General features: G+C 45.9%; 26 protein-coding genes and 1 tRNA gene. 6 read left to right on the top strand and 21 right to left on the bottom strand.

The window, feature by feature from the left end:
* Positions 1-14: 14 nt before the first annotated feature.
* The 18 genes from CALK_RS06950 to CALK_RS06870 form a co-directional block, all read right to left on the bottom strand.
* The gene (locus tag CALK_RS06950; RefSeq protein ID WP_022636965.1) at positions 15-395 is read right to left on the bottom strand and encodes a response regulator; all 381 of its coding nucleotides are present in this window, start codon (positions 393-395) and stop codon (positions 15-17) included.
* A 21-nt stretch (positions 396-416) separates the two neighbouring features.
* Positions 417-893, bottom strand: coding sequence for a hypothetical protein (locus CALK_RS06945; protein WP_022636964.1), 477 nt, complete (start codon positions 891-893; stop codon positions 417-419).
* Positions 894-902: 9 nt separating this feature from the next.
* Entirely contained in the window at positions 903-3,299 is a 2,397-nt protein-coding gene (locus CALK_RS06940; RefSeq protein ID WP_022636963.1) for an ATP-binding protein, read from the bottom strand.
* 81 nt (positions 3,300-3,380) lie between these two features.
* Positions 3,381-6,494 carry a tetratricopeptide repeat protein gene (locus CALK_RS06935; protein ID WP_155851822.1) on the bottom strand — a complete coding sequence of 1,038 codons (3,114 nt, stop codon included), beginning with the start codon at positions 6,492-6,494 and terminating at the stop codon, positions 3,381-3,383.
* Positions 6,495-6,507: 13 nt separating this feature from the next.
* Complete coding sequence (gene panC / locus CALK_RS06930) at positions 6,508-7,374, bottom strand: pantoate--beta-alanine ligase (RefSeq protein WP_022636961.1); 867 nt, start codon at positions 7,372-7,374, stop codon at positions 6,508-6,510.
* Between the two features lie 79 nt (positions 7,375-7,453).
* The gene (locus CALK_RS12875) at positions 7,454-7,618 is read right to left on the bottom strand and encodes a hypothetical protein (RefSeq protein WP_022636960.1); all 165 of its coding nucleotides are present in this window, start codon (positions 7,616-7,618) and stop codon (positions 7,454-7,456) included.
* A gap of 90 nt (positions 7,619-7,708) precedes the next feature.
* The gene (rlmN, locus tag CALK_RS06925; protein ID WP_022636959.1) at positions 7,709-8,737 is read right to left on the bottom strand and encodes a dual-specificity RNA methyltransferase RlmN; all 1,029 of its coding nucleotides are present in this window, start codon (positions 8,735-8,737) and stop codon (positions 7,709-7,711) included.
* Positions 8,738-8,781: 44 nt separating this feature from the next.
* Positions 8,782-8,868, bottom strand: a tRNA-Leu gene (locus CALK_RS06920).
* Between the two features lie 7 nt (positions 8,869-8,875).
* Entirely contained in the window at positions 8,876-9,355 is a 480-nt protein-coding gene (secG, locus tag CALK_RS12195; protein ID WP_022636958.1) for a preprotein translocase subunit SecG, read from the bottom strand.
* A gap of 13 nt (positions 9,356-9,368) precedes the next feature.
* Entirely contained in the window at positions 9,369-10,124 is a 756-nt protein-coding gene (gene tpiA, locus CALK_RS06910) for a triose-phosphate isomerase (protein ID WP_022636957.1), read from the bottom strand.
* Between the two features lie 58 nt (positions 10,125-10,182).
* A complete protein-coding gene (locus CALK_RS06905; RefSeq protein WP_162146714.1) occupies positions 10,183-11,436 on the bottom strand; it encodes an MFS transporter in 1,254 nt (417 codons plus the stop codon).
* Positions 11,429-12,475: a radical SAM protein gene (locus tag CALK_RS06900; protein WP_155851821.1), complete on the bottom strand. Its 1,047-nt coding sequence runs from the start codon at positions 12,473-12,475 to the stop codon at positions 11,429-11,431. The genes CALK_RS06905 and CALK_RS06900 overlap by 8 nt, the downstream gene beginning before the upstream one ends.
* A 42-nt stretch (positions 12,476-12,517) precedes the next feature.
* Positions 12,518-13,303 carry a glucosamine-6-phosphate deaminase gene (gene nagB / locus CALK_RS06895; RefSeq protein WP_022636954.1) on the bottom strand — a complete coding sequence of 262 codons (786 nt, stop codon included), beginning with the start codon at positions 13,301-13,303 and terminating at the stop codon, positions 12,518-12,520.
* Between the two features lie 18 nt (positions 13,304-13,321).
* On the bottom strand, positions 13,322-14,407 hold the full coding sequence (locus tag CALK_RS06890; protein WP_162146713.1) for a Gfo/Idh/MocA family protein: 1,086 nt from the start codon (positions 14,405-14,407) through the stop codon (positions 13,322-13,324).
* A gap of 125 nt (positions 14,408-14,532) precedes the next feature.
* The gene (locus CALK_RS06885) at positions 14,533-15,669 is read right to left on the bottom strand and encodes a DegT/DnrJ/EryC1/StrS family aminotransferase (RefSeq protein ID WP_022636952.1); all 1,137 of its coding nucleotides are present in this window, start codon (positions 15,667-15,669) and stop codon (positions 14,533-14,535) included.
* 184 nt (positions 15,670-15,853) lie between these two features.
* Entirely contained in the window at positions 15,854-17,017 is a 1,164-nt protein-coding gene (locus CALK_RS06880; RefSeq protein ID WP_022636951.1) for an aspartate aminotransferase family protein, read from the bottom strand.
* A gap of 2 nt (positions 17,018-17,019) precedes the next feature.
* Positions 17,020-17,817 carry an acetylglutamate kinase gene (gene argB / locus CALK_RS06875; protein ID WP_022636950.1) on the bottom strand — a complete coding sequence of 266 codons (798 nt, stop codon included), beginning with the start codon at positions 17,815-17,817 and terminating at the stop codon, positions 17,020-17,022.
* Complete coding sequence (locus tag CALK_RS06870) at positions 17,814-18,470, bottom strand: redox-sensing transcriptional repressor Rex (protein ID WP_155851819.1); 657 nt, start codon at positions 18,468-18,470, stop codon at positions 17,814-17,816. The genes argB and CALK_RS06870 overlap by 4 nt, the downstream gene beginning before the upstream one ends.
* Positions 18,471-18,594: 124 nt before the next feature.
* On the opposite strand from CALK_RS06870, the gene CALK_RS06865 reads away from it, so the two are divergent.
* Genes CALK_RS06865 through mazG form a run of 4 tightly spaced genes read left to right on the top strand, consistent with a single transcriptional unit; the run spans position 18,595 to position 21,448 of the window.
* Entirely contained in the window at positions 18,595-19,041 is a 447-nt protein-coding gene (locus CALK_RS06865; protein ID WP_162146712.1) for a DUF4388 domain-containing protein, read from the top strand.
* A 12-nt stretch (positions 19,042-19,053) separates the two neighbouring features.
* Positions 19,054-20,001 (top strand): ribose-phosphate diphosphokinase, encoded by a 948-nt coding sequence (locus CALK_RS06860; RefSeq protein ID WP_022636947.1) that lies wholly within the window; start codon positions 19,054-19,056, stop codon positions 19,999-20,001.
* A gap of 51 nt (positions 20,002-20,052) precedes the next feature.
* Positions 20,053-20,664 carry an L-threonylcarbamoyladenylate synthase gene (locus CALK_RS06855; RefSeq protein ID WP_022636946.1) on the top strand — a complete coding sequence of 204 codons (612 nt, stop codon included), beginning with the start codon at positions 20,053-20,055 and terminating at the stop codon, positions 20,662-20,664.
* Positions 20,657-21,448 (top strand): nucleoside triphosphate pyrophosphohydrolase, encoded by a 792-nt coding sequence (mazG, locus tag CALK_RS06850; protein ID WP_022636945.1) that lies wholly within the window; start codon positions 20,657-20,659, stop codon positions 21,446-21,448. Before CALK_RS06855 ends, mazG begins: the two co-directional genes overlap by 8 nt.
* A 136-nt stretch (positions 21,449-21,584) precedes the next feature.
* Here the strand turns inward: mazG and CALK_RS06845 are convergent, their stop codons facing one another.
* Together CALK_RS06845 and CALK_RS06840 are read right to left on the bottom strand one after the other, a co-directional pair.
* Complete coding sequence (locus CALK_RS06845) at positions 21,585-22,346, bottom strand: Nif3-like dinuclear metal center hexameric protein (protein WP_022636944.1); 762 nt, start codon at positions 22,344-22,346, stop codon at positions 21,585-21,587.
* A 10-nt stretch (positions 22,347-22,356) separates the two neighbouring features.
* On the bottom strand, positions 22,357-22,872 hold the full coding sequence (locus CALK_RS06840; protein WP_022636943.1) for a hypothetical protein: 516 nt from the start codon (positions 22,870-22,872) through the stop codon (positions 22,357-22,359).
* Positions 22,873-22,951: 79 nt separating this feature from the next.
* On the opposite strand from CALK_RS06840, the gene nrdR reads away from it, so the two are divergent.
* Entirely contained in the window at positions 22,952-23,404 is a 453-nt protein-coding gene (gene nrdR, locus CALK_RS06835; RefSeq protein ID WP_034637161.1) for a transcriptional regulator NrdR, read from the top strand.
* Positions 23,401-24,858, top strand: coding sequence for a D-alanyl-D-alanine carboxypeptidase/D-alanyl-D-alanine endopeptidase (gene dacB, locus CALK_RS06830; RefSeq protein ID WP_022636941.1), 1,458 nt, complete (start codon positions 23,401-23,403; stop codon positions 24,856-24,858). Before nrdR ends, dacB begins: the two co-directional genes overlap by 4 nt.
* On the opposite strand, the gene CALK_RS12190 is transcribed toward dacB, so the two are convergent.
* Positions 24,834-25,856 (bottom strand): diguanylate cyclase, encoded by a 1,023-nt coding sequence (locus CALK_RS12190; RefSeq protein WP_022636940.1) that lies wholly within the window; start codon positions 25,854-25,856, stop codon positions 24,834-24,836. The two genes, dacB and CALK_RS12190, sit on opposite strands and share 25 nt — an antisense overlap.
* Positions 25,857-25,859: the final 3 nt, after the last annotated feature.

Here is a 25,859-nt window from a genome sequence, read left to right as displayed (position 1 = left end):
TTTTTGTGTTATGCTTACTCAAAAATCTCATTCAATGTGGATTTAAAGTCCTCTACAAATTCTGCATCCTTGAGTTTTAAAGGCTTCTCCACATACCCCGCAGCGCCATTTGCCATGCACTCAAGCATTGCATCGCCACGAACAGCAGAGATCATCAAGATCTTCGCATCTGGGTCTTCTTTAATAATCTCCTCCATGGCGTCCTGGCCATCCTTGCCAGGCATGGTTATATCGAGGGTTATCAAATCGGGAGAGTGTTCATGATATAAGGCCACCGCCTCTTCCCCATCATACCCCACGGCAACAACCTCATACCCCATCTCAGACTCAAGAAATTTTTTAATTTGCTTAGTAAGAAATTTGGAATCGTCTACTACTACAACTTTCTTTGTCATACTACACTCCTGAAACAGTTGTTACATATTTAAGAGGGTCATAAATCCACGAATAGCAAATCCAATATGTATAGCCACACCATCTTCCGTAATAACACTCCCGCTCGCCGCAGCTGCACGGGGAAAGAAGGTCTGCTTCGCCGCATACATTGGTATTGCCTGCGAAAGAATACCGATCTTCTCCTTTACACCTTTTTGATCCATTAACATCCCACAATAGGTATTGGCAATCTCACCAAAGATATCAACAATCTCTTCATGGCTCTCGCCATATTCACGAGCACCGGCATCATCCACGGCCACCATGATAACCCCTTGGTAATCAGAATTGGAACATCCCAAGGTGATAATATGATCATATTTTCCCGTAAGACGCTCCCGAACTTCCCAATCTTCACCCACGGAGACATCTACATTCAACAAACTCTCTACTGTATGTACAGCAGCAGAACAAATCTCATCATGTATTTCCTTTAAAACAACCGCCATATCTGCCATATAGACCCCTTATCTCGGTAAACGTATTTCAAAAGTGGTACCCACTGTAACCTGCGAAGTTATCTCTACGGTACCGTTTGCTCGTTCTATATTATCTTTTACAACATCAAGTCCAACTCCTCGACCGGAAATGTCTGAAAGCGAGTCAGCCGTGGAAAAACCACTATCAAAGAGAAAGGCATACACATCCTGATCAGAAAGGTTTGAAGCATCCTGCTCCGTTGTAAGTCCTCGTTCTATGGCTTTTTTAAGAATAACGTCACGATCAATACCCGCCCCATCATCGGCAATCTTTATTATACGCTTTTCCTCATCAAAATCAACAGAAAAGAGCACTTGACCAATTCCCTTATTTTTCTCTTGGCGCACCTCATTTGGCTCAATGCCATGGGCAACGGCGTTTCTCACAATGTGCATGATGGACTCATCCACACCTTTAAAAATATCACCAGGCACCAACTTGTTCTCATCGACAAAAACAAACTCGATCTCTTTCTTAAGTGAACGAGCTGCCTTCATGGCAGACTTCTGATACTTTCTTCCCTGTGTAAGAAAGGGCTTCCAAGAAAGTTTCTCGGCCGTTGCAAAAAGCTCGTGAGGAATTTTCTCTTCACCATACTCCTCAATAAGATCACGGGTAAGGGTCTGAATGTACTCCACACGCTCTGCGGGAACACTGACGTACACCATTTCCTTGGAACCATTTATAAGCTTCACCTTTTCATCAATAGCTCCGTACTCTGCCTGCATTTTTTCTAGAAGGTGCTTCATACTCTCAAGGGTATCACTTCGACGAATAGATACGGGTGAACGTAACTCCTCAAGACGATCTTCCGCTTCATGAGCATAGGTCGAGAAGAGTTCAAATCCGTACGAACCACCATTCCCCTTAAGAGTATGGAGATCTCGGTACAAAATATCCACATCTTCCTGAGGAATTGCATATTGAGCATCCCGATCGGGGTACTGCTCACGTTCACGAGCAACCCCTTCTAAATGACTTGCTATTTTTGCCATAATAGCATCAAGGCGCGTTTTCGTATCTTTCATGAAATCAATCATTTCCTCTTCCGGTGTATTGGCAACACCAAGAATGGTCTTCATCTCATTTTCATGCTGCAAACGCTCTGCTTCCATTTGCATTTCCCGTTTTCTGCTCTCAGTAATATCCTTGGTTAGCAACATGAGTTTTGAGAGATTCCCCTCTTTATCAAAAACCTTCTGATACGCCACATTCACAAAAGTGTCATCGGCATTTGAATCATCCGAAAGCGTCTGAAACTGAAGTTCATGAATCGGAGCAAGCTTCTCAATCTTTTTCCAGCGCTGCTTAGTATGCATCTTTTTCACTAAAGCAAGCCACGTATCAAATCGTTTTTTACCCGCCGTATCAAGACGAAGCAGGGAGTACACATCTTGCTGGGATACATCTTCGACATTGAGGATTTTATTCGAAATAAGGGAGTACTCTTCTCCGATATTTCCATCGAAATCAAGAGTCATTAATCCTTGATCAATATTATTGAGAATATCCTTTACTTGGCGCATCTTATCATCAATGATATCCTGCAAATGCTCAGTATACTGCTTTATGGTCTGACGCATTTCATCAAAGGTTTCTGAAAGTATTCCCACCTCATCATCACTGGTTCGCTCTATTTTAAAATTGTAATTCCCATCAGAAATCACCTTGGCTGACTCTGAAAGGTCTATAATGGGAGAGGTGATCTTTTGTGCTATGGGAGTAAGCACAAAGTATGCCATGACAATGGCACCAACCATGAGGCACACAAGAAGCAACACCATAAAAAGAATTTCTCGTCGAGCTTCCCGCTCCGCACGGGCGAGCTCTTCGCGCAGGGGCTCTGCTGAAATGGTGTATCGGATATACCCAATAACCTCCTCCGTGTACTCATCATGAACGGGAGATGAAAATTCATATACCTCAATACCACCTAACTCCTCTGATGCAATGTAGGTAGTATCAACGGCTCTTTCCTGCTCAATAAACCAATCTGTGAGAGGATCGTCTAAGGGGTCAAAACCGGGGTCAATCTCTTCTCCCGCAACAGCATATGCCATGGGGATCCGATCGCGGTTAATACAAATACCACGAACAATATCAGGGTTTTCCTCATCCCCCACAGTGGCGTTGACAAGATCCCGTATCGATGAAAAGGCATTGTCTGCTATCATTCCTCGCAAGGCGGTACTATTGTTTTTTACCAGAATATTACCACGTGCTTTAATTCCATCAATAATCTGTTGGCGATTTTCTTCCAACCGTGTACGATTCCTGTTGATATTCTGACCGAGAAGCACAGCAAAAATAATAAGAAAGATTACGGCAATCATGAGCATAACGCTCTGAATAATCTTCTGTTTAATGCCAACGAAATTCTTCATAGTAAGCTCCATTGATGAAACCTGCATAGGTGGATATATGCTAGATAGTATCCTAATTCCCAAGGATATTCAATGACTTATTCAATTTTTTTTGAGATTATGCTGCAACCGACGCAGAAAGAAATCGGAAGGATACGCCTTCAACCCCTCTTTTAACCACATACGAGCCTGATCGTGGTCATTCAAGCTGAGATACAACTCCACAATGTTTTTATACGCCTCAGAACGCCCACGCCCCTTGGTCAGTGCTTTTGTGTAAAATGTAAGTGCCTTAGAAACCTCTCCCCGATCTGCCGCTATTACACCGAGATTATTCCATGCCCGAACAAAGGAGCTATCCCGCTGGGTAATAGCCTCATAGACCGTGACAGCTTCGCTGATATTCCCACGACGGTGGAACGACACAGCGCGGTTATACAGAGTATCGAGGGGGAAATCATGGAGACGACCCAGCAGGGTGTCTACAGGAAGAGACTCTGCTCCTTCAGCTATATGAGTAGCGCTTTCCAAGGTGGAATCATGAAGGGTTGAATCGCGCATGAGTGCGGCATCATAATAGTGTTTTACACACGCATGGTCTTGAAGGAAATAACATGCTCGACTTGCATAATATGCATCCTTTGCGGCATCACTTTCTCGGAAAGCTCGCATATAAAAAGTGTGAGCATCCTTCCATTGAGAATCTGCGCGGGCACATGCTCCCGCTCGACGAAGCACCGAAAGGAGATCTTTTTCTTCAAAAAAAGAGAGATATGCCCGAACAAGATGAATCACCCTCGTACACTCGCCCTGCTTCTCCATGGACTGAATATGCTGATAGAGAAGCGTTGAGTCTTCCGGCGTTATTACTGTCGTATCAGATTCAATTATAAATGCTTCGGACAACAGAGCTTCCAGCTCTTCCACAGGAAGACTCTCCACCCCCTGTGCACGGAGAGAGTCCAGGTACTGCGCTGCCGTACCCCGGGCTCCATGGAGAAGATATGACTGCATCTTCACTCGTGCTTTTCCTGCACTTGTGTCAGGCAGATCCTGTACAGCCATGCGCGCTTGTTCATATGCGCCTTGAGAGAGATAATAGACACCTCGTTCATAGGCAAGAAGTCCCGGGGAAGTGGCGTCCATCAGACGATGGACTACCGCCGTGTCATTCTGAGCACGAGCAGCAAAGAACGCCGTAGACAGAAGTTCCTCCACGGGAGCACCTGTGTGTATGGAAAGAAATGCCATATCATACACCCGTGCAGTATCGCCAAAATCAAGATACAGACGCCCCACATCAACTACGGCATCATGGGAGAGATCACGAAGGGTTTGACGCGCTTGCGTAGAGAGAGTGTCCTCCCGATTATATCTCAAGAGATACTGCTGTACTGTGGCCATCTCTTCGACATGTTTATCGGTGGGAATAAAGCTTTGCCAGACGAATTCAGCCGCCTCATTATCAGAGTGTTTCTCCATCAGAGCACTTAGCAGAAAAGCCGTATAAAGATCTTCTGGGTTCTTTTCATGAGCTCGTCGAAGATATGCACGGGCCGTACCATATCCTCCACGACGAAACCAGGAGTACCCAAGGATATAGTAGATCTCCCAATCCCCCCGATGCTGGAGGCTTCGCTCCCGTTCTCCAAAGGATGTTGCCACAGCGTATTCCCCTGCTTGATTCAAGCGCCGAAGAAAATCGCGCATCTGCTGTGCCGAAAGATATGAAAAGGGGTTGTGCCGCTCAAGGCAGTACTGCAAGGCATCTTGGGAAGCGTAGTCTTGACAGAGCTGATGAAAAAGATAAAACTCCTGTGGTGTTGTTGCTTCATACCCTGCGGTAAGCGCTCGGGCGCGAGCAGAAGGCCCATCCCGGTGTAACAGATAGGCAAGACGAAGCGAGTCGGCCCGATGTGCCTGTCCTGTGGAGAGCCGCTCTTCAAGAAGCTCGCGTACCCGCGAAAACCCTTCTTCACGTAGGATCGCACTTTCAAAGGCGGCATCGATGTCATCGGGGTTCAGGGCAAGGGCCTTCTCAAACTGTATAAGAGCTCGATCTTTCAGCCCAGTTTGAACGTATAGAAGCCCCAGATAAGTGTAAATATCCGCAGGTGGTTCATCGCTTGTTTCCAAGGCTCTTAGGAAAGACCTTTCAGCCTGTTCAAACTTCCCCCTTTGAAACATCACAGCCCCATGAACCCTCCAATAAAACCCGCCGTGATACGCAGAAGGAACCCCTGAAAGGACCTCTACGGCACGACCTGTCTGCCCTCGTTCATAATATATCTGTGCAGTATTAATTCGCAAAAGTGCATCGTCTTTACTCTGAATCCCGTCGAGGTGTTTCAGCTGCACAGCCCCATCAAAATCACCCAAGGAGTATTTAGCATAAAATAGGGAGGGCAATAGATCAGATGTAAAAAGATGCGCCTTCTCCTGATACAAAGCGACAACTTCTTCGAAGGCTTCGTCTTGAATATAGGCTTCAACCAAATACGGCACGATGGTTGTATCCCCCTCATTCCACAGTGGTTCAAGTAACATTCTCCCCGTGGCACCTCTTCCCTGCTTCACTAAAAGTTTGCCCCGAAGCGCTCGAGCCCACGCCCGCTCATCACGACGCAAAACATCTTTGGCAGAGCTTGTATCTTCCTGCGCAAGGAGAGAAAAAACGTATTGTTCCGCAAAGGAACTATCCGAAGGATCAATTTGCACAGCCCGTTCAAAACTTTGCACAGCCTGGGGATGACCAAGTTTCTGACGGACCTGTCCTAACAAGGCATGGGCGTGTGCCAAATCATCTTGATGCCGCACGGCACGACGGAGAAAATCATGAGCCCGATGATACTCTTCCTGCTCAAAGGCAAGAAGCCCAAGATTATAATGTGCTCGAGCGTAAGTGCTATCATGATATATAATGGATTGCCAAATTCTTCGCGGAGTCTCTATTTCACCTTTTCGATACTGTACGAGCGCGTAGTTGTTTTCTGCATCTGCATAAAAAGGGAGCATGGCACGAGCCGAATCAAAATACACCTTTGCAGAATCAAGATCTCTCTTGTCAAGCAGCGTAAGCCCATGGTAATTTACTTCATAGGCTGCCTCAGCCCCTTCTTGTAACGCCGCCTCAAGGGGGTTGCTTTGTCCCATATCAAGGGAAATTGAGAAATCTCTTTCCATGGCATAGGCCGTACCCAAGAGAAAACAGAGCAAAAATAGCCCTTGCTTACACACGAAATGCCCCCAGCACAATATTGTCAATAAGGCGTGTTCCTGATTCACTCATACGCACCGCCAAAGAACAAAGCGCCCCTTTTCCACGGGGAACAGTAGCAGTGTAAGAAGCACATTCTTCATCTGAAAAGGCAATGTATTCTACCCGCAGGGTTCGTGCGTTAGAAAGCGTTTTTTCCATGGCGTTTTTCAGCATCGCAACGCGGTCTTCCCCCCCCTGAAACAGCTCATGGACAACTGAGAGTGCCCGATACAACAAAATTGCTTCTGAACGCTCCTTAGAGGTGAGATGAATATTTCTTGAACTTCGAGCCAGGCCGTCACTCTCTCGAACTGTTGGGACTGTTCGAATGATCACGGGCATATTGAAGTCACGAACCATTTTGCGGATAACTAATACCTGTTGTGCATCTTTTTGACCAAAAAACGCGTGATTGGGCATAACAAGATTAAATAGTTTTGCAACAACCGTGGTAACCCCATCAAAATGTCCCGGTCGGCATGCACCTTCTAAACGTGATGTTATGGGCCCACAGGCAATATGAGAAGAGAAATCGCGAGGGTACATCTCCTGCGCCGAAGGCATAAAGAGGAGATCAACACCGCAATTTTCCGCACAGGCAATGTCGTCCTCATGTGGAGTGGGGTAGGTTTCATAATCTGCTGCTTCAGTAAACTGTGTGGGATTTACAAAGATTGATGCAACAAGAATATCCCCTTCTCTTCGTGCAGCATGTAGAAGAGTTAAATGTCCTTCGTGTAAAGCTCCCATGGTAGGAACAAAGGATATACGGGCATCTTGAGACCGCTTTTTGTGTATATAGTTACTAAGCTCTTCCACACATTGAACAACTTTCATTCATACCCCTTTTTAGGTCAATATATAAAAAAAAGCCCGATAAACGGACTTTTTTATTTTCTGACCTTTGCGACAAGGGTTATATCTTTTGAAGAAAATCTTCAAAAGAGAGTTTTGAGTGCAAGAGTATACGAAGATTGAGAATATCATCCTCACTAATAATGCGCTCACGCCGAGGCTTACCCTCATCTTCATATGAAAAATACTGAATATCATAGGGTGAATATTTTTTTCTATACCGCATAAGCCCTCCAGATCAATGGTTTCTACCTCCATACCACTAGTATACTATATCGGCTTTTAAAGAGCAAATATTATACCATGACACCATTTTTTACTCTTTTATAGCGAGCTGACCGCAGGCACCATCAATATCACGCCCTCCACTCCGCCGAATTGTTACGGGTACTCCCGCTGCTTTTACGATACGAGAAAATGCGAGGATACGCTCTTCCGTGGGCGGCCGAAACTGCATCTCATCATCTGAATTAAGGGGGATTAAGTTGATTTTAACAGAATAGGGACGTACCAATTCAGCCAACATCTGTGCCGCCCTGTCAGAGTCATTAACGCCACGTAAGAGTACATACTCACCTGTTACAGGCCTGTTTCGAAATTCTGCATAGGTATGAGCTGCTTCTAAAAGTTCTACCAGAGGATATGTTTTATTTATGGGCATCAAGATGTTACGTTCTGCATCATTTGTTGCATTGAGCGACACCGCCAACTCTACCGCAATAGCATCTCTGAGCAGTCGCTGTATCCCTGGTACATATCCCGCCGTTGAGACGGTGATACGACGACTACTGATACCAAAACCCTGGGGATCTTTTAATAGGGCCAAGGTTTGCACAAAGGAAGAATAATTGAGGAGGGCTTCACCCATTCCCATAAAGACAATATTCGTTATTTTTTTGTCTTCTAAGATCCGATTAGCCTGAACCACTTGACCAATAATTTCTGCCGGTATGAGGTTTCGTACAAAGCCCATTTCACCGGTTTTACAAAACTGACATCCCAAGGAACATCCAATTTGTGATGAAATACAGAGGGTAACACGTTCCTCTTTTTGAAGAACAACAGCTTCATAGGTATGAGACGAGTCGATTCCACGAAGAAGAATCTTGAAAGAATTATCATATTCTGATGACTGTACCGAAACAACCGCTGGAAGATGTGGCCCATACCCGTTTTGAGCAAGGGCTTCTCCAATACGTGCGGGGAGATTTGTCATTTTTTCAAAAGAGGTAACCCCATGACCATAGAGCCACCCATATATTTGCCGTGCACGGTATCGGGGAAAGCCATGCTTCTCCATACACGTCTGCAACTCATCACTGGTCATTCCATAAAGGGAATTCATATTTTCCTTCCAATAAAAACAGGCACCCAAAAGGTGCCCGTTAATGGTGCGGCTGGCCGGACTTGAACCGGCACAGAGTAACCTCCACAAGATCCTTAATCTTGCGCGTCTACCAATTCCGCCACAGCCGCATATGTATTATTCACCCTGCGGGACATGTTCTTGCTCAGGAGTTGGCTCTCCCATCTCAATGTCACCCATGGGAACTTCTTCCTCAGGAAGGACTTCTTCACCCTGTGGAATCGGTGCTACATCGGGTTGCTCCATTTCATCAGCAGGCACTTCCACATCAGAAGGATCTATAACATCAACACCTTGCTCTTGTCCGCCCTGTTGTTCCTGTCGTTGTACTGGAGCATCAAGGATGCCTCCACCGGCTCCGTAATTTGAAGCCATAACAAAGAGTCCTAGTGCTAACCCAAAATACAACACTGCAAGAAGGGTTGTTCCCCGAGTCAGAATATTCTCAGTATTTTGTGCCCCTATGGCAGAGTTGGCACTACTTAAGCCTCCACCAATTGCTCCAGATATTCCCCCTCCTGTATCTGACTGAACTAAAATGAACAGCCCAAGGAGTAAGCAAACCAGAACAAACAGCACTAATAAAAATCCAAACATGAGTTCCTCTTTCTTATTCCGGAAGCACTACGCCGCGAAACGTATCGGCATTCAATGCAGCCCCACCGATTAAGCCACCGTCAATATCAGGCTTTTCAAGAAGCCCCTTCGCATTGGCAGGTTTCATACTTCCACCGTATTGGATAACGATTGAGTCAGCCGTATCCTGATCATACATGTCAGCGAGGAGAGAACGAATTGTTCCATGCACCTCTTGTGCCATTTCTGGAGTTGCTGTTTTACCTGTACCAATGGCCCATACAGGCTCATAGGCAATTGTTGTCTTTTTTGCATCAGCAGCAGAAACATTGTCATAGGCTGCTTTAACTTGTCGAGCAACCACAGCATCAGTAACTGCATCTTCACGCTCTTGAAGTGTTTCTCCAACGCAGACAATAGGATGAAGGCCAGCACCAATGACCGCATGTACTTTTTTATTTACAGCTTCATCAGTTTCACCAAAATAGGAACGCTGCTCAGAGTGGCCAACAATTACATATTCTACACCGGCCGAGCGCAACATTTCACAGGATACCTTTCCCGTAAAAGCGCCACTTTCCTCCCAGTAAACATCCTGAGCACCAAGCTTCACGGAGGTTCCATCAATAACTCGTGCAACCTCTGTTAGCGAGGTGTATGGCACGCAGATTGCAACCTCAACGTCGGATACATCACCGACTTGAGCGACCACATCCTTAGCAAGAACAACAGACTCATCAACGGTCTTGTTCATTTTCCAGTTGCCTGCGATAAATGTTTTACGTGGCATCACTCCGCCTTTCCATTTTCTTAATCTCAAACTGCCTCAAATATACGTAACAACTTTTTCAAAAGTCAAACTTTTTTTCATCGGTGCTATCTTTTACAAGTAGAATAAAATACACGGTCATAACAAGAGCTCCCACAGCGCCAACACTCATAAGTTGCCGTGCACCATGATGTTCAATTATCTCTCCGCAAACCCACCCGCCTGCAGCTCCGGCCAAGGTGGAGCGAACAATTGTTGTTATTGACATATAGGTGGCACGCATTTGCCGGTGCGCTCGGTGGTCTACATAATCAATCAGAGCCAAAAAATAAAAACTAAAAGCGGGGCCGTGAATGAGTACTGCCAAGAACTTGTAGACGAAGGGGGTTTCATTCGTAAAGAGAGAAAACAAATAGAGTTTTAAGGATGTTAAGAGAAGCCCCATGATCATTAATTTTCTATTCCCCAAATTCTTCATCAGCCACTCCCCCTTAAGCATAACAGGGAACTCAAGGACTGTCCAAAACCCAAACATCATACCTATTTCAAAGGGTGTATTGGTCACATCTTCAAGATAGTACCCCATATACTGCATACTGATACCATTATTTATAATACCAGTACAAAAAATAAAGAAGAGGAAAGCAAAAAAAGAACGATCCTTTCGCAAATGCCCCCACGGGATTTTCACTGGTTGCGGCCGTGCTTCACTCCGTGACAAAAAAGAAAGGACAACGAGCAAGGCAAAGAAAAATGCAGCAAAATAGAAATTATAACTATAAATAACACGCGACGAGTCACGCACCACATACGTAAGAAATGCACCAATCGAAACTGTTATTACTGCCCATCCCAGGGTACCCCAAAAACGAAACCGCCCATATTTGCTTCGATGAGAATGACGATTGAGAAACCCTAATGTTTCGGAATCCAGAAGGGGGTTAATGGGCTGGGCAAAAAGGTTATACAGGAGAAAGGAAAACGCCAAAATATAAAAGCGGTTTGTGAGGGGAAGATCCATGAAAAATGACTCACCAACCATGCCTACAACAATAGCGGGAAACACCGACAACCCGCACAGTATTGTAACAATACGCCGCCCCAACTGCAGTTTATCTGAGATAATACCGGTGACAATATTCCCCAAGAAAGCCACCAAGGGAACCGCTGTCATAATAATCTTTATTTTCCCATCGGCGGGATTTCCCATATCATCAACAAGGACGTGTTTAAAAAATATTGATGCAAAGGGCGCAACAAGCCCCATAACAAAAAACAGAACAAAATAGGACTGTTTAAGAACAAAGGCTTCTTTCTGTATTTGTTCATTCACGGGCATTCTTCCTTTTTTTATTTACAAGTTGTCCACATGCTGCGGAAATTGATTCACCCCGGGAATCACGAACGAGCACGTGCACTCCTCGGGCAACCAAGTCATGACGAAACTGTTCTATACCGTGGGTTGTCTCCTGATGGAGAAAGAAAGGAGCTGTACCCTGGTTGTATGTCAACAGATTTAACCGCAAAGGAACTCTCTCTGAAAGAGCAACCAAAGCATCAACATCGTAGGGTCTATTGTTCCATCCTGGAAAATAGAGATACTCCGCAAAGAGTTGCCCCCCTGTATCTTTCAAGCGTTGCTCCAACACTGCAAGAACGGCTTCAATCGGATATCGCCGATTAATCGGCATCAACTGATCTCGCACAGCAGAATCACAGCTATGAAGAGAAAGAGCGATACGTAGATTCACAAAAGAAGCTGAAAATAATTGTTCAAGGCCGGGAATATGCCCCGCCGTAGACACGGTGATATTTGCAGGCGCGATATCAAAACCGCGTTGCTCCCGTAAAATCTCAATGGAGTGACACACAACTTCTGAGGTATCCAGGGGTTCGCCCATTCCCATGTACACCACATTTCGTACCGCATACCCTAATAAGTGAACTGCAGCATACACTTGCCAAACAATTTCTTCAACGGTAAGATTACGAATAAACCCCATGGTTCCAGTTGAGCAAAAGACACACCCATAACGACACCCCACTTGACTGGAAAGACAGAGGGTCATGCGCCGAGGGTATTTTAAAATAACTGTCTCAATACATTCACCGTCACGTAACCGTGAAGTAAACTTAACGCTTTTTGAATCTTCACAGACGGTTTCTATTTCTATAGCAGGAACCGCAAGATCATGTAATACCCGACGAGCAAGGGCAGGGTTCTGCGCAAACTCTTTTAGGCCTGTACAATCACAACTGCCACGTTGGAAAAAATGCCGATACACCGCTCTGCTGTGATACTGCCGTTTGCCGTAGGAGGCGTAAAAGACTCCTTCAAACTCTGCAAGGGTTTTGTTTAATATGCTAATCACAAATATACGCAAAAAGAAGAGCGGCTAAAGCCGCCCATTCTTTTACCGAAAATCTTCCCACTCAGGCTCATTATTAAATACCCAATCATAATAATCGCGCATCTTCAAGAGCTTTGCCGCATCTTCGTCAACAACGATGGTACAGTGCTTGTGCAGCTGTAAGGCAGAGGCCGTAACAATTGAAGTAAGGGGCCCTTCAACCGCCTTGGCGATAATTTCTGCCTTGCTTTCCCCCGTAGCCAGAAGCACGGCTCGTCTACTTTTAATAATAGTATCAACCCCCATGGTGATTGCCCGACGAGGCATCATCTCAGGAGAAGGAAAGAGCGGGCTATTTTGCTCAATAGTTTCAGGGTTCAACGCCTTAACCCGTGTGAGAGAAAGAAGCGCTGAGAGAGGTTCGTTAAACCCGATATGACCGGAGCTACCGATACCGAGTAATTGGAAGTCAATTCCACCTGCTGCGCGAATTTTTGCCTCATACATGCGACACTCTTCTTCAAGATCTTCCGCGATGCCGTTGGGAATATAGGTGTTTGCCTTGTTTATATTCACCCGATCAAAGAGATATTTATTCATATATGATCGGTACGAATTCTCATCCTCCGGTGCAAGACCAACATATTCGTCGAGATTAAAGGTACTTACGTGGGAAAAATCGACCCCTTCTTTGGCGTCTATGTCGACAAGGCGATCATACACAGCCTCCATGGTTCTTCCCGTGGCCAACCCCAACACACTGGTGGGATCATCCATTACCTGCTTTACCACAAGGCGAGCAACCAAATCTGTTGCTGCCTCTTTGTCTCTCCGTACAATGACTTCCATTTCAAAACCTTCTTCTATCTAAAGTCCAAACTGTTCCTTTGTTTCATCACTCTCAAAAGAAGGAAGGACGGGAGTATCACGTAAGGTTTTGCGAAACTCCTCAACTTCATTTCTTCCCTCTGTAAGGGGCAAGGACACCTGGCCACCATCAAGGGCCGAGCGATACATTGATTGCCAAATAGAAAAGTTTTCCCAGGCATTTTCAAAATTACACGGATGCGGCTGTACCCCATTGAGATCATCGGCAATATCCTGGATATATCCGGGCATGTCTTTATGATAATCCATGGCACCTTCTCCTTCAATTACACCTTCTGGGGTAACCGCTTTATACCCGCCATTGGTATACGCCTCAGCGTATCCCTTGGTCCCCTTAACACCAATTCTGTTTTTACCAAACCACTTGCCCACATGCTTTACATCGGGCTGGCCAGCACCAACTTCATAGACGCCGTGCACGCCATTCTCAAAATTTACAATCCCCGCAAGATAGTCGGGAGAAAGATGGTGATCTGGAGAGGAAAGTTTATTTTTTCCTGCAGCATTTGCAATCACCCACTCCCCCTTGGGGTTTCCTGCATACCACCGAGAATAGTGCAACATATGGGTAAACATATGCGCAGGCCACCCCATGGCATTGGCATAGATATCGGTTACTTCACCAATTTTTCCAGAATCTACAATATCTTTAACCGCTTGATAGTGTGTACCGTAGCGATGCTGATACGACAACACAGCTTTCAGCCCTGATTTTTCTATAATCTCTTTTATTTCAAGCCCCTCTTCAGAGGTGAGGGCAACGGGCTTTTCAAAGGCAATCATTTTTGCACCACACTCAGCACCAAGCTCAACAAACATTTTTCGAATATTTGGAAGCGTCATAAACGCGAGAACATCTGGCTTTGCTTCCATGGCAACACTTTTTGCGTCAGTACCACGAACAACAGAGTCTGGAAGATTGTGCTCTTGCACCACTGCATCAATCTGTTTTTCGTTAATATCACATACCGCTGTTACCTCAAAGTCAGGGTGAGCATTAAAATGCTGCACGTGGTGACCGCCACGTTTTCCAAGTCCAATTACCATCACACTATATTTCGCCATTTTTTCCTCTTTCATTAATTTCTTAGTAGTACACAACAAAAAATGGCACCCTCCCGTAAGAGGGGAAGATGCCACAAATATACAATTTTTTTAGAGCCAAAGGCCCGTAATTGCAAAAAAGCAGATTATCGTTGTTTTGCGTAAGCCTTCACAACGTCAATCATTACAGAAATCTCATCGTCTGTTAGCTCAGGTACAAGAGGCAGAGTCACACAAGAGTCTGCATTGGCCTCAGCATTGGGGAGAGGACCAGCAACACGAGCATCTTTGCCCCATGGGAACCCATTTTGACGATGGATTGCAATTGAGTAGTGAGTCTTAGCTTCAACACCATTATCATGAAGATATGCCAAGAAGGTATCACGCTCAGTAGGATCAAGGGTTTCCACAACATAACAGTGAAACACATGACGATATCCAGCAGGAACGTAGGGAAGACGCAACCATCCTTTAGCCGCATCGGCGAGCTCTTTATTCAAACGCTCACCTATTTCAACACGGCGATCCGTAAGAGCACCAATCTTCTTAAGCTTCACAGAAAGAATAGCTGCATGAAGATCATCAAGACGGCTGTTGAAACCAAAGGAGTGTACGTTTCGCGCATTTGAACCGTGGTTTCGCAGCTGACGAACACGATCATCAATGAACTTGTGATTCGTGAAGATAGCACCGGCATCACCGTATGTACCAAGATTCTTTTGGGTGATGAATGAAGTACACACTGCATCAGAAAGCTCACCCTGCTTGAAAGTATCACCATGACCATCAATTGCCTGCGCGTTATCTTCAATAACATACAGACCATGCTCATCTGCAATTTCACGAATCGCCTTCATATCAACAGTAAGACCGTAAAGGTGAACAGGAACAATTGCACGAGTCTTGTTGGTGATCGCCTTACGTACTGCTTCAGGATCAATATTGCGTGTCTCAGGATCACAGTCTACAAGCACTGCAGTTGCGCCGGCAATCCACATTGCTTCAGCCGTAGCAAAGAAGGTGTTTGCGTTTGTGATCATCTCATCACCTTTTCCAAGGCCAAGAGCCATAAAGGTAAGCCACAATGCATCGGTACCGTTTCCAACACCAATGGCATACTCACTGCCCATATACTCTTTTAACTCTTCCTCAAAACGAGAAAGGGCAGGACCCTGCACATATTTTCCGCTTTGAAAAACTTCTTCCATGGCAGCCTGAAGCTCGGGCTTCAAGTTCTCGTACTGACGTTGGTGCGTGTAAAAAGGCACTTTCCAATTCGCCATTTTTCCTCCATTTTTTATTATTATTACAACTAGTTCTTGCTGTTTTATAGGCGGGGCATGCTCTACAAGAGTGTTTCTTCAGACAGAAACAGCCACACTCATAAATATAACATGGGTGTGGCTGTTTCAAGGTTTTTTTCTATTTTTTTATGACGCGGGTACTATTGTTAGGTAAATAAAACCCTTATAAAATATCATCCAGAATTTGCAGAGCCCTGTCTATATGTTCCTCGGTCACAATAAGAGGAGGAATGAGACGGAGGGTGTTTTTTCCCGCCTTTGCAACAAGAAGGCCACGTCTTCGCGCGGCAAGCAACACCTCAGTTGGGTCGTAGTTGAGGCGAACCCCTGCAAGAAGCCCTTTTCCGCAGTATGACAGGACTCCATCTTTCTGCCGCACAAACTTCTCCAACCCCTTCTGGAGGTACGAACTACGCTGCTGCACCAGCAAAAGAAGCTCACCTGCAACCAAACGAGACAGAACCACCGCCCCCCCAGCACACGCCACAGGGTTTCCCCCAAAGGTAGTACCGTGGTCTCCCGGCGAAATTGGTGCTGCCCAGGCGTCTTTTAATAGTACCGCCCCCAAAGGCAAACCACCGCCAAGGGGTTTTGCACTCGTTAGAATATCCGGGGTCACTCCACAGCTTTCGTAGGCCCACAAAGAGCCTGTGCGCCCCAAACCACACTGAATTTCATCAAAGACGAGGGCCGTACCGGTGGAATCACAATAATCACGGAGAAATTGCAAAAACTCAGGAGACGCCAACTCTAACCCACCCTCGCCCTGCACCGGCTCTACAATAATAGCTGCAAAATCAGCCGTTGAGAGAACTTGCTCTGTCGCCGCAATATCGTTTAATGGAGCATAGTGATATCCTCCCGGAATGGGATGAAACCCCGTATGAAACTTCTTCTGGGCCGTTGCAGTCATTGCACCATATGTTCGACCATGGAAACAGTCGTAAAAGGAAAGAATCCCCGTTTTTGACCCCTCTTGCATTCCCGCTTTTTTTCGTGCAAACTTAATGGCCGCCTCATTTGCTTCAGTACCACTATTACAGAAAAATACCCGGTCGGCAAAACTGTTCTCTACGAGCATACGGGCTAAGGTATCCTGTGCAGGGTTTGAAAAGAGATTTGAACAGTGTACGAGCTGTTGACACTGCTCTGTCATAGCATGCACCAGTTCTGTATCATTATACCCCAGAGCATTTACGGCAATACCCGAAATAAAATCAAGATACTCCGTACCTGCGGTATCATACAAAAAAACCCCGTCTCCGCGTTCAATACACGGCATGGCGCCACGACCGTAGGTGTTTACAAAGAAAGAATCATACTGCATTTTTATGCTCCTGCAAAAATAGTTGTTCCACGACAATCACGGCCGGACAACTCTTGTTCTAAGGTTTCATCACCGTACCACCCAGTAATATGGACTCGTCCAACACCCCGGCGAATAGAGTCTGCGGCAGAACGAAGCTTGGGAATCATTCCCCCTGTCACATCACCGCTTTTAATATACCCCTCAATGTCCTCCACGGAGAGGTAAGATACCACAGTATCATTTATAAGGACCCCGGGCACGTCTGACACATACACGAGATCACTCACATTGCAGGCCACACTCACCTCCGATGCAGCATCATCGGCATTGATATTTAAAATTCCCCCAATCCCATCTCCTGAAACCGGCGAAATCACCGGAACATACCCTACACCTATCAAGGCTGTAATACAGGAGGAATTGACCTGCGTAATGCGCCCCACTCGCCCAAGGTCGTGCCCGCGGACTGTTATTTTTTCAGCCGTGAGAAGAGCCGCATCTACTCCGCTGACACCCAAGGCAGGAACCCCTTTCCCACAGAGAGAAAGAACGATCCGCTTATTCACTTCACCGCTTAAAACACGCTGAACCCCACCCATCATCTCCTCATCGGTTACGCGCAATCCGTCAACAAAGGAGTACTCTGTATTCATACGTGCATATTCAGCCGCAATGTCTTTGCCTCCGCCATGAACCAAAATCGAATCGATTGTGCTAGCACACTGCTGAATGGAACAGCCGAGGCTTTCAAGGAAGCCGGCATCATTTACCGTCGATCCACCAATCTTTATTAATACCCTCTTTTTCCCGTCGCTCATAGCTCTTTCTTTTCCTTATTGACGATATAAATTAGACTGCTCAATTCACTCTCTACACAATAGCTGGTCACCACGCATCCAGGGCGTTCTGTAAGGATTACCGGCGCAAAATTCAGCACCCCTCGAATCCCAGCCTTTGCCAGCGCATCATACGCTGCCTGAGCCACGCGTTCCGGAACAGCAAGAATACCAAGCTCGATACTGTTTTGTGATACAAAACGGGATAACTCCTGGGGATCATAGACAGGAAAGCCCGTCCGTTGCTGTTTCGCCGGATCTATATCAAACCCTGCTACCACTACCAAATTTTGATTGGACGACCACCGATACTGTGCCAAGGCACTGCCGATACGTCCCATACCCATAATAATCACCTTCTGCGCAGCACCTGAATCAAAAATCTCTTCTAACCGGTCCAGTAAGTCTGGTATATGATATCCCGCTTTTTTGTTTCCCTTAATATGAAAGAGAGAGAAATCTTTTCGGACTTGCGACGCGGTGGTATGCAGCTCTTCAGCAAGGGTGTCGGAATAAATACGGGTAACGCCGTCTTCCTGTAATCGATACAAGATATTGCGGTAATGAAACAACCGCTCCAAGGCTTTTTTATTCACTTTCATAGATGAGCAATCAGTTAAGTTTATTTTTGACAAAATACCTTTTGCAGCGGTAAAAGAAGGACTCGCAAAAAAAATTATAGTATTATTCGTTTTAATTATGTATTTTTCCTATTGCAACCGCCCATGAAATTAGAGAAAGAAATACATGCAGGTAAATATGGTCTTGCCCGTTATTTCCGGTGTCGCTGCAGGGTTTATCCTGGTACGTGCGATCGTGTGGGGTGCAAAAACTGCCATCCAGCGGAATAAGACCACAAGAGAAGAAGGGCGCATCCGAGACACCAGTTTCTTTCTCTCGGGAACCATTGAAGAGGGCCGCCTGCGTGAAGATATATTCCACATCACCGACCATGAAAAAACCGGAGTGCTTCATATTCTCATCGGACGAAGAAAAGGATACATGCTTTTTTTTCAAGGTCGGGTATTTGACATCTTCTATCGAGAACAAAAAGGGCGAGATGCCTTAAGGCTTCTGTTGGAGCAACGTGAGGGCAAATATTTCTTTGAAGTTCGCCCGGTACGACATCCCGATCTTTTTCAAGATGATATAAAACAACTCATCTCTCTTTACAACGAAACAACCGGAAAATTTCAAATAACATAAAGAGGAACAGGTATGTTTGGAGAATTGAAAATTTTTTCAGGTCGAGCAAATCCCGAGCTGACGAAGGCGATCTGTGCTACCACGGGGGTAATGCCCGGCGCGGTGGACATTATGAAGTTTAGCAACGAGAATATCAAGGTCGCCTTTAAAGAAAGCGTCCGCGGTAAAGATGTCTATCTTATCCAACCCTCCTGTGCCCCGGTGAACGAAGGTCTCATGGAGCTTCTCATTATGATCAATGCGGCCAAACACGCCAGCGCAGGCAGAATTACCGCCGTAACCCCCTACTTTCCCTATGTTCGATCTGACAAAAAAGACGAACCGCGCATCGCGATCACGGCAAAACTGGTGGCAGACCTGATCCAGACAGCAGGGGCAGACCGCATTATGACCATGAATCTTCACTCCGCACAGATTCAAGGCTTTTTTGACATCCCCTGTGACCACCTTCTTGCAGGCAAAATTCTCTGCGATGCGGCAACACGCTTTGATACAACAAACGGCGTTGTTGTTGCCCCTGATGCAGGCAGTGCAAAACATGCTGGTCATTACGCCCGTCGTCTGAATCTTCCCTTGGCAATATTGGATAAACGTCGCTCTGATGATTCTGAAGCTCCCAGCATGGAAAACATTATTGGCGAAGTGGAAGGCAAGAAAGCCTTCATCTTTGACGACGAAGTAGCCTCGGGAGGCTCCTTGATTGAGGCTGCAGAAATGCTTGAAAAGAAAGGCGCCACAGAAATTATCGCCTTCTGTGTCCATGGAGTCTTATCTGGAAATGCGCGGGAACGCATCGAACAATCATGTATTAAAAAGCTTGTGGTGACAGACACGGTATGCATTCCTCAGGAAAAGCGCCATGAGAAACTTGAGATTGTGTCAGTGGCTGAACTTTTTGGGAAAGCCATTACCTATACCAATGCAGGCAGATCTATTAGCGGTCTATACAGCAAGTATTAACCCATTCTTCCAAGAAGATCGTCCGATCTTCTTGGATTTTTCGGAGGAGCTATGGAACATATTCATATTCATTCTGAAACCCCGCAGGAACGCCATATCGCAAAGGCCCGGCAGATTTTAGTGCAGGAAGAGGGCATTGCTATCTACCCCACGGATACCGTATACGGGGTGGGCTGTTGTGTAGAAAATCAGAAAAAAATAAAAGAGATCGCCACCATTCTGAACAAAGACAAAGAACGGAAATTTTCATTTCTCTTCCATACCATTTCACAGGCACAACAGTATGTGGACATCTCCACACCTAATTTCAAACTATTAAAACAATACACCCCCGGTCCGTATACATTTATTCTTCCTGCCTCACCCTACGTGCGTAAAAAAATCTCAAAAAAACGAAAATATGTCGGGATTCGCATTCCAGATAACCCTGTTATCCAAGCACTTCTTGAAGCGGTAGGACACCCCATGGCAAATATCTCTCTCAATACTTCTGGAGAAAACCGGTGGGACCCCGCACACTTTATGACTCCGGAAGTGCTTAACGGGGTACACCTCATGCTTGACGCCGGGCCGTGCCACCCCACCATCCCCTCAACCATCATCGATTTAACCAGTGGTACACCAGAGTTGCTTCGACCGGGGAAAGGGGCGTGGCATGGCTGATCAAATACGTCGCCTCGAAGAGATCATTGCTCGGCTCCGTGGCCCTGAGGGGTGCCCGTGGGATCAGAAGCAGACACCTCACTCTATTAAAGGACATCTGATCGAGGAGGCCTACGAGTATCTCGATGCTCTCGACCATAACGATGTAGAGGAAATGCAAGAAGAATTAGGTGATATTCTCCTGCAAATAGTATTTCATTGTCATATGGCCGCAGAGAAAAACCAATTCTCCCTTGATGAAGTAGGAAAAACAATTTGCGAAAAGCTCATTCGCCGCCATCCCCATGTTTTTGGAGAAACACGGGCTGATTCCGCGGAAGAAGTCCTTGCCAATTGGGAGAAAATTAAAGCGGGAGAAACAGGAAAAGAACGAAGAACCTCTATTCTTGATGGAGTCCCCACCGCTCTGCCCTCACTTATGAAAGCAGAAAAATTACAAAAAAAAGCATCGCGCGCAGGCTTTGACTGGAAAAGCCTTTCTCCCGTTCTCAACAAAGTAGAAGAAGAATTTGGGGAATTTCGTGAAGCTGTGGAAACAGGCAACCATAGGCATGCAGAAAAAGAACTGGGGGATATCCTTTTCTCCTTGGTAAATGTGGCGCGACACGTAGATATTTCTGCTGAAGAGGGGCTTCAAGCGTCAATCCGCTCCTTTACGCAACGATTTATGGCCATCGAAAAAGAATTAGCCCAGCATGGGAAAGAGTTTCACACAACTTCTGCACAAGAACTCAATGATATCTGGGATCACATAAAAAAAAGTGAGTCACCCCCTACGGGATAACTCACCACTCCCAATTATACAGCAGAATGTAGTGCTGTGTAATATGCTCAATGAGATATCTACTAGTAAGATACATTACACAGGGCAAAACAAGTGTGATACTGGTCACACAAATTTTATTTTGTTGATTTTTTTATTACAGACCCGTTGCATGGTTAATGCAATGCGTGTTCAGTTGAGGAAATACACGCTCCACATCTCTGCGCAAGGCACGCATTCCCCCCTCTTCACTGGCGTGATGCCCCATAAAAAGCAAGCCACACCCAGCATCACACGCATCGTGAAAATAGTCGCACTGTTCACCTGTAATAAAAAGATCTGCCCCCATGGCACAGGCCCGATAAAAATCTTTTCGTGATGCAGCACCACTTAAAACGGCAACCCGTTGGACCAGACGATCAGGAAGAACCACCTTCATGTCTACCCCAGGGTAATGACGCAAGAGGTCATTGGAAATCTCTTGAACAGTCCGTGGCTCTGACACAACACCGAGATTTCCCAAATACCCCGTCCCGCAAGGGACCATCCCCTGAGACGACCCATCACACCCAACCTGCTCCAACAAAACTGCATTATTTCCAATTTCGGCGTGCACATCAAGGGGAAGATGGGCCGCAAAGAGGGTGATATTATGGGAAAGAAGCAGGGAGATTCGTTCTTTCATAGGGCCTCGCAAAGAGGGGTTTGCCCCGTTCCAGAATAACCCGTGATGTACCACCAGGAAATCCAGCTCCAACTCAACAGCGTCGCGGAATATGGCGCTGCCCGAATCTACCGAGAAGCCTACTCGAGAAACCTCCTCTGCACCGGCAATCTGTACCCCGTTAAAACTGTAATCTGAAAAGGAAGAAATAGAAAGACGTGATTCTAAATATTCAACAAGCCTATCCCGACGCATACGTACCTCCTTAGGAATACACAAGCTTCTCCACAAGAGCAGTGAACTCTGCACTATTCAAGGGCTTTGTTAAGACATGAGCACCTTGATGCTCTAAGACGCACACGGGCTCTTCCGGAATTTTGTTCTTTTGAAATACAATATAGTTTATATCGGGATACATGGTTTTCCCTGTCGTAAAAAGATCATGACATTTTCGCCAATCACTGGGAGGGTCCATATCCATAATAACTAAGGGAATATGGTGCTCAAGCACATACTCAGAAGCTCGATCAATATTATTATACAAAACAACCTCAGCCATATCTGCAAGGGTTGCCTTCACGGTGCCCAAAAAAAGCCCGGGATGGCCGTACAGCAACACAAACTTTTTCCTGCCCCGCCGCTTCGACGAAGCTGTTCCCAAAGCTTGTGCCTGCTCCTTCAATCGCATTTTTGCCCGCGTATTTTCAATGCTCCGTTGTTTTTGTTTTCGTTGCGATGTCAGCTGTTGCAACAGACGGTTTCTATTTGTATCAAAATCCATACTAACTGTCCTTGAATGAAGGTACGATAATTATATTATAGAGTCCTGGGATTGCCAACTTTTTTTTGCGAGTTGCTTCATGAAATGCCCTCATTGTAGTAATCTACACGACAAGGTGATAGATTCACGCACTGCCCACAATGGCTCTGCCATACGAAGACGTCGCGAATGTACCGTCTGTGAAGGACGGTTCACAACCTATGAGTACATAGAGGAAACACAAATCGCCGTTATCAAACGGGACTTACGACGGGAAAACTACAATCGGCAAAAATTAGTTGAGGGAATGCAGATTGCCTGTAAGAAACGGCCCGTCAGTATTAATACAATCGCTGCCATGGCAAATGCCATTGAAAAAGAGTTGCGGAGTCTTGGAAAAACAGAGGTTGCCTCCCTCACGATTGGCGAAATGGTGATGACTCGCCTCTACGAAGTAGATCAAATAGCCTACATTCGTTTTGCCTCAGTCTATCTCGATGTAAACTCTGCTGAAGAATTTATTACTCAGACTGGAATACTGCAACGAAAATGAAATATCTTCTTTTTTTGCTTATGCTGTATGGTACCACAGCAGCCCTTACGAAAGATGACGTTACAGCACTTCTACGCCGTCACGACTTTACACAAAGCCATCTCGGCTTTGTCGTGCAAGAGCTTTCTGCAGATACCTCCTATATTGCGGTCAATGCAGATTCATGGTTTACCCCCGCGTCGTTACAAAAAATTTTCACCGGCGCTGCAGCCTTTGATATTTTAGGTAAAGAGCATCGCTTTCCTACCCACGTATACATAGATTCCCTTGATACTGAAAAAGGGATGACCCTGGGAACATCCCGTTTTGTAGGAACCGGCGATCCCCATCTTACTGCAGAAAATCTCTGGCTTTTTGCCACGCAGCTGGCCAATCGTGGCATTCGTGAAATAACCGACACCTTGATACTCGATCACTCTCTCTTTGGCAGTGAAATCTACGGCCCGGGCTTTGAAAACAAAAACAGCTCTCGTGCATATATGGCTCCCGCAAGTTCCTTATCTGCAAATTTTAACGCCCTGGAAATCCACATAGCACCGACAACAGCAGGAAACGATGCTCACGTTGCCCTGCTTCCACCCCGGGACGATGTCCGTATCCGAGGTCGTATCGTAACGCAAACTGAAGGATCTCCCCGACTGGAAGTAACAACCTATGAAGATGCAGGAGAAACAATACTCTTTCTCAACGGTGTTATTAGCGAAACCAGCCCCCATAGAGTGTTCTACCGAAAGATCTGGGATCCACAAACCCATTTCCACAACGCTCTTTCACACATGCTGAATACGGCAGGAATCACCCTATCAGCCGTTGTTAAAACAACCACAACACCGCATCCACAAGATACCACCCGCACGCCCTTCTATACACACCACTCCCCGCCCCTTTCGTTTCATGTAGGAAACACCTTGCAATTTTCCAATAACTTTATTGCAGAAAACCTCTACCGTGCCGCCGTAGAACCCAAAACCGGCCCCGTATCGTGGAATGAGGCGTCACAACGCATGACAGATTGGTACATACACCATATTGACAGCACCGACACACCACCACACTTTGTAAATGGTTCAGGAATGGGAAGAGAAAACCGGACAACCCCGCTCCAACTCCTACGCACCTTGCAGTACGTCTACGAACAACCGGAGTGGAAATATGAGTTTATCAGTGGTCTTCCCGTAGCCGGAATAAATGGAACCCTCGCAACTCGTCTTGATTCACCACCTTTACGGGGAACCGTACGAGCAAAAACGGGCACCCTTGCCCAAAGCGGGGTCAATAACCTTGCCGGGTATGTGTACATTGACAACCGAACCTATGCGTTTACTCTTATCTTAAATAATCGGCATCGCGGAGCCTACGCTCACTGGAATCTCCAGGAAGAACTTTTGGAACTACTTGTAAAAAACCTTACAGAGAAAAATGCCCCAGACTATTCAGACGAAGAATCACGATAAACACAACCTTTCCCTGCCATTTTAGCACGGTATAATTGCGCATCTGCACGAGAAAAGAGAGAGGAAAAGGTACGGTCCTCCTCAGAAAGCTCTGTAATACCACAACTCACACTCAAGTAAAATGACTCCCCCGTGGTATGAACCACCGGGCGTTCTTTCAGGGTTGTACAAATACGACGTAGTACTATTTCGGCACCCGTACCGGGGGTATTTTCCATAATAAGAACAAACTCATCCCCGCCAAAGCGAACCGGAAGATCACTATCCCGTGTGGATTCTTGTAAAATTTTTGCAAGATGCTGTAAGGCAGAATCACCCGTAGCATGACCAAAGCCATCGTTAATATGTTTAAAATCGTCCAGATCTATAATGGCAAAGGAGAACGGCAGAGCACGATGCATATTAAAATGGCGGACATAATCGTCATAGAATTTCCGGTTTCGAAGGCCCGTTAAGGAGTCGATATTGGCAAGCCGTTCCGTGTCCTTTAATTTATGCATTGTTGTTATGAGCTTCTCCGTAATATCCAAGCTCACGGGGCTAATGGAGAAATGACAACTAATATCTCCAAAACTACTGGTGATACATCCCGAGGCATACGAAAACACAGGAACATGGGTCACCCCCCAGTTCATCACGGGGGGGTTGAACGTAAGAAAACCGTAGTTCTGTTTTAAATCCTCAATTGCTTCTCCAACAGAGGTATTCAAAACTTCATCAATAATCCCCGAATCAAGAATGGTCCTTATGGACACCTCCTCTTCTTCAAGAACGTGGCCAACAATTTTCTGAGCTGACTCGCGATACATATTAAGAATGTAGGACCCCTGAGCAGTACCAGTAAAATTGATATAAATACTCAAGCCCTCAAAAAGCCCCCACTTAGTGCCCTCATGAGCAGCATCGTAGGCAAAGGAAATGCCAAGGAGATTAGCAAAATTATCAACCATCTTATGAACAAAAAGCTCTAAATGACCCTGTATATCTGCATGGTTCATGGG

The sequence above is a fragment of the Chitinivibrio alkaliphilus ACht1 genome (genome assembly GCF_000474745.1).
GTDB classification, from domain to species: domain Bacteria; phylum Fibrobacterota; class Chitinivibrionia; order Chitinivibrionales; family Chitinivibrionaceae; genus Chitinivibrio; species Chitinivibrio alkaliphilus.
This window is presented reverse-complemented; position numbering and strand designations above follow the sequence as displayed.

Excerpts from the sequence above, each read along its gene's own strand:
- secG (WP_022636958.1), bottom strand. The coding sequence starts at position 9,355 with ATGTTTGGATTTTTATTAGTGCTGTTTGTTCTGGTTTGCTTACTCCTT.
- nagB (WP_022636954.1), bottom strand. The coding sequence starts at position 13,303 with ATGGAAGTCATTGTACGGAGAGACAAAGAGGCAGCAACAGATTTGGTT.
- CALK_RS06860 (WP_022636947.1), top strand. The coding sequence starts at position 19,054 with ATGTTTGGAGAATTGAAAATTTTTTCAGGTCGAGCAAATCCCGAGCTG.
- nrdR (WP_034637161.1), top strand. The coding sequence starts at position 22,952 with ATGAAATGCCCTCATTGTAGTAATCTACACGACAAGGTGATAGATTCA.
- CALK_RS12875 (WP_022636960.1), bottom strand. The coding sequence starts at position 7,618 with ATGCGGTATAGAAAAAAATATTCACCCTATGATATTCAGTATTTTTCA.
- tpiA (WP_022636957.1), bottom strand. The coding sequence starts at position 10,124 with ATGCCACGTAAAACATTTATCGCAGGCAACTGGAAAATGAACAAGACC.
- CALK_RS06880 (WP_022636951.1), bottom strand. The coding sequence starts at position 17,017 with ATGCAGTATGATTCTTTCTTTGTAAACACCTACGGTCGTGGCGCCATG.
- CALK_RS06845 (WP_022636944.1), bottom strand. The coding sequence starts at position 22,346 with ATGCGTCGGGATAGGCTTGTTGAATATTTAGAATCACGTCTTTCTATT.
- panC (WP_022636961.1), bottom strand. The coding sequence starts at position 7,374 with ATGAAAGTTGTTCAATGTGTGGAAGAGCTTAGTAACTATATACACAAA.
- dacB (WP_022636941.1), top strand. The coding sequence starts at position 23,401 with ATGAAATATCTTCTTTTTTTGCTTATGCTGTATGGTACCACAGCAGCC.
- CALK_RS06945 (WP_022636964.1), bottom strand. The coding sequence starts at position 893 with ATGGCAGATATGGCGGTTGTTTTAAAGGAAATACATGATGAGATTTGT.
- CALK_RS06950 (WP_022636965.1), bottom strand. The coding sequence starts at position 395 with ATGACAAAGAAAGTTGTAGTAGTAGACGATTCCAAATTTCTTACTAAG.
- CALK_RS06865 (WP_162146712.1), top strand. The coding sequence starts at position 18,595 with ATGGTCTTGCCCGTTATTTCCGGTGTCGCTGCAGGGTTTATCCTGGTA.
- argB (WP_022636950.1), bottom strand. The coding sequence starts at position 17,817 with ATGAGCGACGGGAAAAAGAGGGTATTAATAAAGATTGGTGGATCGACG.
- CALK_RS06890 (WP_162146713.1), bottom strand. The coding sequence starts at position 14,407 with ATGGCGAAATATAGTGTGATGGTAATTGGACTTGGAAAACGTGGCGGT.
- mazG (WP_022636945.1), top strand. The coding sequence starts at position 20,657 with ATGGCTGATCAAATACGTCGCCTCGAAGAGATCATTGCTCGGCTCCGT.
- CALK_RS12190 (WP_022636940.1), bottom strand. The coding sequence starts at position 25,856 with ATGAACCATGCAGATATACAGGGTCATTTAGAGCTTTTTGTTCATAAG.
- CALK_RS06840 (WP_022636943.1), bottom strand. The coding sequence starts at position 22,872 with ATGGATTTTGATACAAATAGAAACCGTCTGTTGCAACAGCTGACATCG.
- CALK_RS06885 (WP_022636952.1), bottom strand. The coding sequence starts at position 15,669 with ATGGCGAATTGGAAAGTGCCTTTTTACACGCACCAACGTCAGTACGAG.
- CALK_RS06855 (WP_022636946.1), top strand. The coding sequence starts at position 20,053 with ATGGAACATATTCATATTCATTCTGAAACCCCGCAGGAACGCCATATC.
- CALK_RS06940 (WP_022636963.1), bottom strand. The coding sequence starts at position 3,299 with ATGAAGAATTTCGTTGGCATTAAACAGAAGATTATTCAGAGCGTTATG.
- rlmN (WP_022636959.1), bottom strand. The coding sequence starts at position 8,737 with ATGAATTCCCTTTATGGAATGACCAGTGATGAGTTGCAGACGTGTATG.